Genomic DNA, 1,367 nt, shown 5'->3' on the forward strand with positions numbered 1-1,367 from the left:
TCAGTGCGAACCAGGACGGATCGAGCATTGTCGCGCAGTCTGACTGGTCCGCTCGACCGCTTGAGCTGACCGACGGGATTTTGACCAACGGCCAGACTTACTACTGGCATGCAGAGGCCAAGGGTGCGCTAAATGACGGGTCGGGTGATTCGGACACCCTTTCTCCAACCTGGTCCTTCGTTGCCACTGCAGATCCGGCATTGTCCGATTCTACTGGCACACCAATGACAACGCAGGCGACCTCACCGCAAGACTCCTCGGCTTCAGGCTGTCCGTCATGGCTTTTCATCGGGGTGCGCGGCACAAACGAGCCGGCCGGCTCCGGGCGTACACGGTGGGGCCATGGTTTCACCTCCGGCGGTCTCGGGGAGATGAAACAGGTCGCGCAAAAGCTCAAGAATGATCAACATGCGACCATTGAATCGCTCGATTACCCCGCCACATGGTCCGGGGTCGTCGGGCCGGCATATTGGAACAGCGTAGCTGCAGGAGTGCAGGCTCTTGCCAGCGAGGTGAACGCGGTAGCGAGTCGCTGTTCGTCCACAAAGCTATGGCTTGGCGGTCATTCACAGGGAGCTCACGTCGTGGAGAACACCATCGCCAAGAGGGTCTTCTCGCAAAGAGCGGTGGCTAATTTCCGCGGTGCCGTGCTCGCGGGCGACCCTACCTACAAAAATTCGGACAAAGACGACGCTCCGGGCAATGGCACTGACAACGGTCCCTTGGTAGCGTTTCACAATAATGTAAGTACCTGGATCAAAGTGAACAATAAGGGGAAGAGGGTAACTCTGGTGCGCTCTTGGTGCTTTTCTAATGATATTTTTTGCCAGCGCAACGGGTGGTCTTTGCCGGTTCACAATTCCTATGGGAATGAACCAACTCCCACTAACGAGGAGAAATGGCTAAGGCAGTTCGCATGAGTAAATCGACCAGCGGCAATCGAGAGCGATCGGGTTCGACTAGCGACCTGGTCACGATCTGGGTTACCTTTTTTGTGAGCTTGCTCGCGGCCGTGGTAGGCGCAGGTGTTGTATTCGACAATAACTTGACTGTCTATGCGGCTTGTGCAGAGAAGTCAAGCGTCCTGTGTTCCGGCGTTGGCTGGTACGGGAGCATGGCTATATCTCTTGCTATCGGGTTCGGTGTCGTCGTGGCAGGGCTCATTCTTGGCATACTTCGACATCGCACCGGCCGCCGGGGTGCGTGGTTTTCGCTGGGTGCATTTGTCGGGGTGATTCTTGTCACGCTCCTAGCGATTGAATTCCTCAGGGTGACGGTCCCTTGAACGCCAGCCCNACAGGGTGCTGACCAGCGATTCACCCGCTGAACAAACGCGGGGAGACCGACCGTCACCGGTCGGCAGTGAC

The 1,367-nt window shown here is 57.2% G+C and carries 2 protein-coding genes; both read left to right on the forward strand.

Going from position 1 to position 1,367, the window contains the following annotated elements; genetic code table 11:
- The coding region (locus tag I59_RS21610) for a cutinase family protein (protein ID WP_148286275.1) at positions 1 to 920 on the forward strand (920 nt) is incomplete at its 5' end.
- Positions 917 to 1,285 carry a hypothetical protein gene (locus I59_RS22370; protein WP_148286276.1) on the forward strand — a complete coding sequence of 123 codons (369 nt, stop codon included), beginning with the start codon at positions 917 to 919 and terminating at the stop codon, positions 1,283 to 1,285. The genes I59_RS21610 and I59_RS22370, both read left to right, overlap by 4 nt.
- The last annotated feature ends 82 nt before the right edge of the window (positions 1,286 to 1,367 follow it).

Origin of the sequence: Curtobacterium sp. B8, assembly GCF_000333315.1 — a bacterium.
In the GTDB taxonomy this organism is placed as follows: domain Bacteria; phylum Actinomycetota; class Actinomycetes; order Actinomycetales; family Microbacteriaceae; genus Curtobacterium; species Curtobacterium luteum.

Coding starts and splice junctions, on each gene's coding strand:
- I59_RS22370 (WP_148286276.1), top strand. CDS start 917: ATGAGTAAATCGACCAGCGGCAATCGAGAGCGATCGGGTTCGACTAGC.